Source organism: Streptomyces poriticola (genome assembly GCF_036689765.1).
GTDB classification, from domain to species: Bacteria; Actinomycetota; Actinomycetes; order Streptomycetales; family Streptomycetaceae; genus Streptomyces; species Streptomyces poriticola.
In genome coordinates this window covers 1-9145 of record NZ_JBAGKH010000060.1, presented here as the reverse complement: position 1 = coordinate 9145, position 9145 = coordinate 1, and the positions used below count along the sequence as shown (strand labels likewise).

6 protein-coding genes are annotated in these 9145 nt (G+C 73.1%); 3 read left to right on the top strand and 3 right to left on the bottom strand.

Going from position 1 to position 9145, the window contains the following annotated elements:
- Positions 1 to 307: 307 nt before the first annotated feature.
- The gene (locus tag V5O46_RS31185) at positions 308 to 856 is read right to left on the bottom strand and encodes a MarR family winged helix-turn-helix transcriptional regulator (protein ID WP_332888102.1); all 549 of its coding nucleotides are present in this window, start codon (positions 854 to 856) and stop codon (positions 308 to 310) included.
- A gap of 123 nt (positions 857 to 979) precedes the next feature.
- Between V5O46_RS31185 and V5O46_RS31180 the strand changes: the two genes are divergently transcribed.
- Positions 980 to 2257: an MFS transporter gene (locus V5O46_RS31180; RefSeq protein ID WP_332888103.1), complete on the top strand. Its 1278-nt coding sequence runs from the start codon at positions 980 to 982 to the stop codon at positions 2255 to 2257.
- Between the two features lie 55 nt (positions 2258 to 2312).
- Here V5O46_RS31180 and V5O46_RS31175 read toward each other — a convergent pair whose 3' ends face one another.
- Positions 2313 to 3974 (bottom strand): ATP-binding SpoIIE family protein phosphatase, encoded by a 1662-nt coding sequence (locus tag V5O46_RS31175; RefSeq protein WP_332888101.1) that lies wholly within the window; start codon positions 3972 to 3974, stop codon positions 2313 to 2315.
- A gap of 171 nt (positions 3975 to 4145) precedes the next feature.
- Entirely contained in the window at positions 4146 to 5525 is a 1380-nt protein-coding gene (locus V5O46_RS31170) for an NAD(P)/FAD-dependent oxidoreductase (RefSeq protein WP_332888100.1), read from the bottom strand.
- A 370-nt stretch (positions 5526 to 5895) separates the two neighbouring features.
- On the opposite strand from V5O46_RS31170, the gene V5O46_RS31165 reads away from it, so the two are divergent.
- Together V5O46_RS31165 and V5O46_RS31160 are read left to right on the top strand one after the other, a co-directional pair.
- Positions 5896 to 6687 (top strand): TetR/AcrR family transcriptional regulator, encoded by a 792-nt coding sequence (locus V5O46_RS31165; RefSeq protein WP_332888099.1) that lies wholly within the window; start codon positions 5896 to 5898, stop codon positions 6685 to 6687.
- Between the two features lie 222 nt (positions 6688 to 6909).
- Entirely contained in the window at positions 6910 to 8811 is a 1902-nt protein-coding gene (locus V5O46_RS31160; protein ID WP_332888098.1) for a sigma-70 family RNA polymerase sigma factor, read from the top strand.
- Positions 8812 to 9145: the final 334 nt, after the last annotated feature.

The following is a 9145-nucleotide window of genomic DNA, read 5'->3' as shown; positions in this document are numbered from 1 at the left end:
CTTCGGTGTTCCCGACTCTATCAGACCTTTTCTCGGCCTGACCCCCAGTCAGCGGGGTTTGCCTTCCGGGCTGTTGGGCCCTTCCGACGTCTCAAACTTTAGCGACTCTCTCCGCGATTCCCAAATCGGGGCCCGGGAATTGAATTCGGGCAGGCCGAAGTCGTTCCCGGTGGGAGGTCGTGCTGGTGGTTTGAGATGCCGCTCGCGCGGCGGAAACGCTGCCGGCAGAACCGTTACGGCGCTGCGGCAACCCGGAGAACACTACGGAGCGACCAGAGGGCTGTCAAGTGACCCTTGTCAAGATCTTTTAGTCGAGGTCGCTGAGCCGGCCGCCGGCGTCCGGCTGGGCGTGCTCGACCCTGCGCAGGAGGAGCGTGAGGACCTCACCGAGCCGCGTCCGTTCGTCGGGAGAGAGGTCCTGGAGCAGGTCCTCCTCGAAGACGGTGGCCAGTCGCATCGCCTCTGTCCACTTCTCCCGGCCCTCGTGCGTGAGCTCGACAATGACGCGGACCCGGTTGGTCTCGTCGCGCTCCCTGGTGACCAGCCCCTCGGCGACCATGCGGTCGATGCGGTGCGTCATCGCGGCGGGGGTGAGGCCGAGGCGCTTGGCGAGATCGCCGGGGCCGAGGCGGTACGGGGCGCCGGAGAGAACGAGCGCCTTGAGCACCTCCCACTCGGCGTTGCTGATGCCGAGGTCGGCGGTCTGGCGGCCGTACGCGACGTTCATGCGGCGGTTCAGACGGGAGAGCGCCGAAACGATCTGCTCGACCTGGGGGTCGAGGTCCCGGAACTCGCGCTGGTAGGCGGCGATCTGTTCTTCGAGTGTCGGCTCGCCGGCCTCTGAGGTGTCGCCCATGGTTCGCAGTATGGCACGGCACGGCTTTGCCTTGAAGTCCTTCACTGTGTACTCTTTAGCTTCGAAGTTTAGTCTTGAAGTCTTCACTCCTAACTCCTGAGAGAGGTGAACGTGACCAGGGCGATGGGCGCAGCGATGCGCCGGATCCACGTGGGCAACGCACTCAGCGCGTTCGGGCTCGGTTTCACCGTCCCCTACCTGTACGTCTATGTGGCGCAGGTGCGGGGACTGGGTTCCGTGACGGCGGGTCTCGTACTCGCCGTCTTCGCCGTGGCAGCACTGGTCGTGCTGCCGTTCGCCGGGCGGGCCATCGTCCGGCGGGGCCCGCAGCCGGTGCTGCTCGCCGCCCTGGTCACCGCCGCCGTCGGCGCGCTCAGCCTGGGAGTTTCGGGCCAGGCCGGCACGGTGCTGCTGTCCGCCGCCGCGCTCGGGGCCGGACAGGCCGTGATGCAGCCGGCGCTCGCCACGATGATCGTGGACTGCTCGACGGCGGAGACCCGGTCGCGGGCGTTCGCCATGCAGTTCTTCCTGCAGAATCTCGGGCTCGGTGTGGGCGGGCTCATCGGCGGTCATCTGGTCGACACCTCCAGCGCGGCGTCCTTCACCCTGCTGTTCGCCATCGAGGCGGCCATGTTCCTGGTGCTGGTGGTCGTGATGGCGACGGTGCGGATGCCGCACGCGCCGCGGGTGGGCGCTGCCCCGGGCCAGTCGGCGAAGGGGAGCTGGAAGCGGCTGCTGGGCGACCGGGCCATGGTGCAGCTGTGTGTCCTGGGCTTTGTGCTGTTCTTCGCCTGCTACGGGCAGTTCGAGTCGGGGCTGAGCGCGTACGGCGTGGAGGCCGCCGGTATATCCACCTCGGCGCTGGGTACCGCGCTGGCGGCGAACACGCTGGTGATCGTGATCGCACAGTTCGCCGTGCTGCGGTTCGTGGAGCGGCGGAAGCGGACGCGGGTGATCGCCGCGGTCGGCCTGATCTGGGCCGTGGCGTGGGCCGTGGCGGGGTACGCCGGGCTCGGGCACGGCAGCCAGGCGATGGCGACGGCCGCGTTCATCTCGACGTATGCGCTGTTCGGGCTGGGTGAGGCGATGCTGTCGCCGACGGTCGCGCCGCTGGTCGCCGATCTGGCGCCGACCGGGATGGCCGGGCAGTACAACTCCGCCTTCGCCCTGGTGAAGCAGCTCGCGCTGGCCGTCGGTCCGGCGGTGGGCGGGCCGCTGGGGGCCTCGCTGCACGCGCCGTACATCGTGATCTTCGTGCTGTTCTCACTGGGGATATCGGTGCTGGCGGTGCGGCTGGGGCGGCAGCTCACGGACGTACAGAACCAGCCGTGGCAGGCGAAGAGCCGGGTGGTCACGCAGGGCGGTGCCCCGGCCGGGTCGGTGGCCGCCGCGGAAGCCTGACGGGCGCGGGGTCGGAGCGGAGCACACGGCCCCGCGCCCCGCCCCCGCGGCCGGATCACCGCTTCGGAAGGACGAACTCGCACCACACCGCCTTGCCACCGCCGGGGGTTCGGCGGCTTCCCCAGCTCGACGCGATCGTGGCGACGATCGAGATGCCCCGGCCGGACTCGTCCGCGGGTTCCGCTCGGCGCCGGCGGGGCAGATGGTCGTCGCCGTCGGTCACCTCGATGATCAGGCGGCGGTCGGTGCGGCGCAGCCGCAGCCGCATGGGCGGTGTGCCGTGCTGGAGGGAGTTGGCGACCAGCTCGCTGGCGGCCAGGACGCCCAGGTCGTGCAGTTCGGCGGGGAAGCGCCAGCTGGTCAGGACGCCGGAGGCGAAGGCACGCGCGCGCGGGGCCGCCTCGACGCCGCCGAGGAGGTCGAGGGCGGCATTGCGGAACAGGTCGCTGTCCGCGCCGGTGCGGGCGGGGTGCTGGAGGACCAGGACGGCCACGTCGTCGTCGTGGTCGGGGGTGACGCCCGCCGTGCGGACCAGGCGGTCGCAGATCACCTGCGGGGTGCCGGTGGCTCCGGCCAGGGCGCCCGCCAGGGTGGCGATGCCCTCGTCGAGGTCCTCGTTGCGGCGTTCCACCAGACCGTCGGTGTAGAGGACGGCGGTGGCGCCGGGGCCCAGCGGGACGGACCCCGAGGCGTGCATCCAGCCGCCGGTGCCCAGCGGGGGGCCGGTGGGCTCGTCGGCGCGCAGGACCCTGCCGCCTTCGTCGCGGACCAGGATCGGCAGATGCCCGGCGGAGGCGTACACCAGCCGGGCCTCGTTGGGGTCGTGGACGGCGTAGACGCAGGTGGCGATCTGGTTCGCGTCGATCTCGGCGGCCAGGCCGTCGAGCAGCTGGAGGACCTCGTGCGGGGGGAGGTCGAGGCGGGCGTAGGCCCGTACGGCGGTTCGGAGCTGGCCCATGACGGCGGCGGCCCGGACGCCGCGGCCCATGACGTCGCCGATGACCAGGGCGGTGCGCCCGCCGCCGAGGGTGATCACGTCGTACCAGTCGCCGCCGACCGCGGCCTCGGTGCCGCCGGGGTGATAGGTGGCGGCGATGCGCAGGTCGTCGGGTTCCTCCAGCTCCTGGGGGAGGAGGGAGCGCTGGAGGGTGACGGCGGTCTCGCGCTGGCGGCGCTCGCTGGCGCGGAGGCGCTCGGCGGCCTCGGCGTGGTCGGTGACGTCGGTGGCGAAGACGAGGACTCCGCGGTGGCCCTGGCCGCTGCCCTGCCGGGTCTCGGTGACCGGAGTGCAGGTGAAGGTGTAGGAGCGGCCGTCGGGTGCCTTGCGGGATTTGAGGGTGCGGGGCCGGCCGCTGCGCAGGACCTGGTCGAGCAGGGGGAACAGGCCCAGTTCGGACAGTTCGGGGAGGGCCTCGCGGGCGCGTTCGCCCAGGGGGCGGATGCCGAAGGCGGTCGTATAGGCGTCGTTGACGTAGGCGATGCGGTGGTCCGGGCCGTGGACGAGGGCGACCAGGGCCGGGACCCGGTCGAGGACGTCGCGGGCGGGCAGGGCGTCGACCGCGGGTACGGGCGGCGCCTCGTCGGTCAGTTGTTCGGCACGGGCGGCGGGCACGGAGCCGTCTGCCCGCCGGTCCGGAGTGACCGTCGTGGTGTCTGCCCGCGCGGCTGCGCGGCGCTGCGTACCGGGGAAGCGGGCGCTCCAGCGCGTGAAGTTCACGAATCCTTGCCTCGTGTCGTTGTCGGCGGCCGGCTTCGGAGACCGGCCGGGCTCCGGGGGCCGCGCGGGGTGAGCGGCGACCCGCCCGCGATGGTGGACCAGTCTGGCAGGGTGCCGACCGGGCCGACATCCGTCAGACGGCGGGCCGACCGGAGGAGTTCCCGGGTCCGGTCAGGACGACCCCTTCGGGTTGTGCGGGGGCTCCTCGGAAGGCTTTCCACCGGCAGCGAGTTCGAACTCCGCTCGGGGGTGTTCGAGTGAGCCCAGGGAGACGATCTCCCGTTTGAACAGCCCGGCAAGGGTCCATTCGGCCAGCACGCGCGCCTTGCGGTTGACGGTGGGGACGCGGCTGAGGTGATAGGCGCGGTGCATGAACCAGGCGGGGTAGCCCTTCAGCCTGCGCCCGTACACCTGGGCGACGCCCTGGTGGAAGCCGAGGGAGGCGACCGAACCGGCGTACCGGTGTGCGTAGGTGTCCAGGCGCTCGCCACGCAGCGCGTGCACGATGTTGTCACCCAGCACCCGTGCCTGGCGCAGGGCGTGCTGGGCGTTGGGCGCGCAGTCCGTGCCGGGCCGGTCGGCGGTGACGTCGGGGACGGCGGCGGCGTCGCCCGCGGCCCACGCGTGCGGGGCGCCCTCGACCGTCAGCTGGGGTGTGCAGGTGAGCCTGCCGTGCTCGGTGCTGGGCAGGTCGGTGGCGGCGAGGAGCGGGTGGGGCCGGACACCGGCGGTCCACACGACCGTGCGGGTGGGGAAGCGGGATCCGTCGCTGAGGACGGCGACCCGGTCGGCGCAGGACTCCAGGCGGGTCCGGAGGCGCACGTCGATGTTGCGGCGGCGCAGTTCGGTGACGGTGTAGCGGCCGAGGGCCTCGCCGACCTCGGGCAGGATGCGGTCGGTGGCCTCCACGAGGATCCACTTCATGTCCTCGGGCCGCACGTTGTGGTAGTACCGCGCGGCGTAGCGGGCCATGTCCTCCAGCTCGCCGAGCGCCTCCACCCCGGCGTAGCCGCCGCCGACGAAGACGAAGGTGAGGGCGGCGTCGCGCAGGGCGGGGTCGCGGGTGGAGGAGGCGATGTCCATCTGCTCGATGACGTGGTTGCGCAGTCCGATGGCCTCCTCGACGGTCTTGAAACCGATGCCGTGGTCGGCGAGGCCGGGGACGGGCAGGGCGCGTGAGACCGAGCCGGGGGCGAGGACCAGCTCGTCGTAGGGCAGCCGCCACGCGTCCCCGCCCTCCTCCTCGGTGGCGAGGGTGGTGACGGTGGCGGTGCGGGCGGCGTGGTCGACGGCCTGCACCTCGCCGATGACGACCCGGCAGCGGTCGAGGACACGGCGCAGCGGTACGACGACGTGCCGCGGGGAGATGGAACCGGCGGCGGCCTCGGGAAGGAACGGCTGGTACGTCATATAGGGGTCGGGGGTGACGACGGTGATCTCGGCCTCGCCCCGCCTCAGCTCGCCCTTCAGCTTCCGCTGCAGCCGCAGGGCCGTGTACATCCCGACGTAGCCGCCGCCGACAACGAGAATGCGCGCACGTTCCTTCACCATCCCATGACGCACCCGTCGCTTGCGTTTGTCCACAGCCCCGGCGATTTGTGTGACCGGCTCCCGCGGGGGCGCCGCCACGTCCGCATCGCGGGGCACCGGGGAAGCACGCAGGTCAGCTAGGCCCGCACGGATTCGGCAGAGGGCACATTCGGGACGTATACGATCCGTACTCCGATCGAGGGGCGCTCCGTGCGGAACCTGCCTCTTCTGAATTGACCCTCGCTCAACTATGTTCGTGTCGACGGGGTGTGGGGGGATGTGCTCATCGGGTCCGACACGTCGGGACCGGTAGGCGGCCCGTTCCACCTGCTCCGGATTCGAATGGCGGGGAGAGTCTCCGGGGGGAGACGTCATTACCGGGGGAATGTCTATGCATGTTCAGGACCCTCATTGGTCGTCCGCGTCCGCTGTCGCCGCCGGCGGCACGATGAGCGCGGCGACGGGCCACGGCCGCGGGAACGCGGCGCGGACGACGCCGCTGCGGGTCGACGCCCAGCGCAATCTGGAGCATGTGCTGCGCGCCGCGCGCGAGGTCTTCGGTGAACTGGGGTACGGGGCTCCGATGGAGGACGTGGCGCGCCGCGCGCGCGTCGGTGTCGGCACCGTGTACCGGCGCTTTCCGAGCAAGGACGTCCTGGTGCGGCGGATAGCCGAGGAGGAGACGGCCCGGCTGACCGACCAGGCCCGGGCTGCCCTCGGCCAGGAGGACGAGCCGTGGTCGGCGCTGTCGCGCTTCCTGCGGACGTCGGTGGCGTCGGGAGCGGGCCGGCTGCTGCCGCCGCAGGTGCTGCGGGTCGGCGTGGCGGACGAGGGCACCGAAGGGCCCGGCGCCGCGGAGCACCGGGTGCCACCGCAGCGGACGCAGCCGGGCACGGGCGAACTGCGGCTGGTGGCCGAGGAGCCGGAGCCGGCCGCGGACGCCGCCGCCGGTCCGGGTGCCGCGGCGGACGATTCGGGCGCGGCGGCACTGCTGGAGGTCGTCGGCCGGCTGGTGGAGCGGGCGCGTGCGGCGGGCGAGCTGCGGCCCGACGTGTCGGTGGCCGACGTACTGCTGGTCATAGCCACCGCGGCGCCCTCGCTGCCGGACCCGGCACAGCAGGCGGCGGCGTCGGCGCGACTGCTGGACATCCTGCTGGAGGGCCTGCGCTCCCGGCCGGCATGACCGGTTGCATCACGCCGCTGCGGTCACACCGTCCGACACGGCCACCGACTCCACCACCCGAAAGGCTGGTTCTTCCTTCCCCGGACGGGTGGGCGCCAGTACTGCGCAGGGGCCGAGTCTCCACGGACGAGTGATGGTGCCCCCTGCGTGGTTCTGTCCTGAAGTCGCTGTGGCACGCTGACCCGGTGTTCAGGACGGGCCGGGCGGCGGGGGCTTACCGCGATGAGCGTTGACGGACGGGGCGGGTCACCCGGTGACGGGGACGCGGAGACCGGCGGCGGTCCGCCGCAGGTGCCGCAGCAGGGCGGACCGGCGTCCGGGCCGCCCCCTGGCGGTGTGCCGGCCCAGCGCGAAGTGCACGAGGACAGCGTCCTGCCGCCGCCGCGGGAGCTGCCGTCGTCCGACGCCGAGCTGATCGGGCGGATGCGCGCGGGTGACGACGGGGCGTACGAGGATCTGTACCGGCGCCATGCGGACGCCGTGCGCCGGTACGCCCGCACCTGCTGCCGGGACGCGCACACCGCGGACGATCTGACCGCCGAGGTCTTCGCCCGCATGCTCCAGGCGGTGCGCGGCGGATCCGGCCCGGAGCACGCCGTCCGCGCGTATCTGCTCACCTCGGTCCGGCGGGTCGCCGCCGGCTGGACGCAGTCGGCCCGGCGGGAACAGCTGGTCGACGACTTCGCGGTGTTCGCCGCCCAGTCGGCGCGGGCGTCGTCGGTCGCCGACGACGACACGCTGGAACTGGGCGCCGACGTACGGGCCATGCACGTGGCCGAACAGTCCCTGGCGATGCAGGCGTTCCGGTCGCTGCCGGAGCGCTGGCAGGCGGTGCTGTGGCACACCGAGGTGGAGGACGAGTCGCCGAGCGAGGTGGCGACGCTCTTCGGGCTGGACGCCAACGGCACCCGGGTGCTGGCCAGCCGGGCCCGCGAGGGTCTGAAGCAGGCCTATCTGCAGGCCCATGTCAGCGCCTCCCTCGCCGACGACGAGGAGTGCGCCCGCTACGCCGACCGGCTCGGCACCTATGCCCGGGGCAGGCTGCGCACCCGCGCCGAGCGGGGCCTGCGCAAGCATCTGGAGGAGTGCGCCCGCTGCAGGCTGGCCGCCGGCCAGATCGCGGAGGTCGCCGGCGGTATCCCGGCGGTCGTGCCGGTCGCGGTCATCGGCTGGTTCGGGGCCGCTGGATACGCCAAGGCGGCCGGGCTCGTCGCCGGCGGCGCCGGAGCGGGCGCGGCCGGTGCCGCGGGGGCCGCCGCGACGGCGGGCGGCGGCTCGTCCGGCGGAGCAGGAGGCGGTGCGGTGGCCGCGGAGGGGCTAGGCGCGCCGGTGAAGGCGGGTATCGCGGCGGGTGTGGTCGCGGTCGGCGTGGTGGCAGCGGTCGTACTGGCCCTGGCCGGCAACGAGACCGCCGAGGAACCGCCGCCCCCGGTGGCGGCCCCGCCCACGTCGGCACCCGCGGCCCAGCCGTCGCCGGATCCGTCCCCACCCCCGAGCCCGGCCCCACCCCCTCCCGCACCGGCCCCACGCCCCACCCCGACCCAGACCCCGACGCCGTCCCCCACACCAACACCGTCCCCCACACCGACACCCGAACCGACGCCGACCCCCACACCGACGCCGACTCCACCCCCACCCCCGAGCCCAGCGCCTCCCCCGCCTCCTCCACCGCCACCGTCCTTGCCGGCCCCGGTGGTCTACCGGTGGAGCGAGTTGTCCTACGACGTCACCGGCGACGGCACCCAGCCCGAGATGCGGATCGGTGAGAGCAGCTGGGCGTGGCAGCGGTCCAGCATGTCCATCGCCGAGGAGCGGTATGCGCACGGGGTCACGGTGCACGGGCGGTCCTCGGTCACCGTCGACCTGAACCGTGAATGCTCCACGTACCAGGCCATGGTCGGCATCGACGACCTGATGATGGGCGTGGGCAGGGTGCGGTTCTCGGTCCAAGCGGACGGTGTCCGGCTGTGGCGGTCCGGCGTGGTGGAGGCCGGCGGGCCGGCGGTACCGGTCCGGGTGGACATCACCGGCCGGGAGACGGTACGGCTCGTGGTCGAGCCGCACACGCCCTTCGATTCGGTGAGCCTGGCGGACTGGGCGCAGTCCCGCTTCACCTGCACGTAGCACTCACCGCGGATGCACACGGGGCGCTGCCCGCGCCCACCCGTGCCGCCCCTGGGCGTACCTCCCGGGCCGTCCAGGCGGGGGGGCACGCCCGCGGCTTGGCGGTTCCCGTCGCCCGCACCGGTGGGCGCCCCTTCGACCCGGGGGCGGGGACACCCTGACCGGGTCCCGCCGCCCGCACGGGTGGCCACCGTCCCAGGCGGCACGGCTGCCCGCGGATAGGCGAGGTCGGTGGACCCACCGGGCGGGCAGCGTCCCCAGCAGCACGTCCGCCCGCGGATGGGTGGTGCGCCGGTTGTCAGGCACCCGGGGCCTGATGGGGGGCGGGCCCGAG

Excerpts from the sequence above, each read along its gene's own strand:
- V5O46_RS31165 (WP_332888099.1), top strand. The coding sequence starts at position 5,896 with ATGCATGTTCAGGACCCTCATTGGTCGTCCGCGTCCGCTGTCGCCGCC.
- V5O46_RS31160 (WP_332888098.1), top strand. The coding sequence starts at position 6,910 with ATGAGCGTTGACGGACGGGGCGGGTCACCCGGTGACGGGGACGCGGAG.
- V5O46_RS31185 (WP_332888102.1), bottom strand. The coding sequence starts at position 856 with ATGGGCGACACCTCAGAGGCCGGCGAGCCGACACTCGAAGAACAGATC.
- V5O46_RS31170 (WP_332888100.1), bottom strand. The coding sequence starts at position 5,525 with ATGGTGAAGGAACGTGCGCGCATTCTCGTTGTCGGCGGCGGCTACGTC.
- V5O46_RS31180 (WP_332888103.1), top strand. The coding sequence starts at position 980 with ATGGGCGCAGCGATGCGCCGGATCCACGTGGGCAACGCACTCAGCGCG.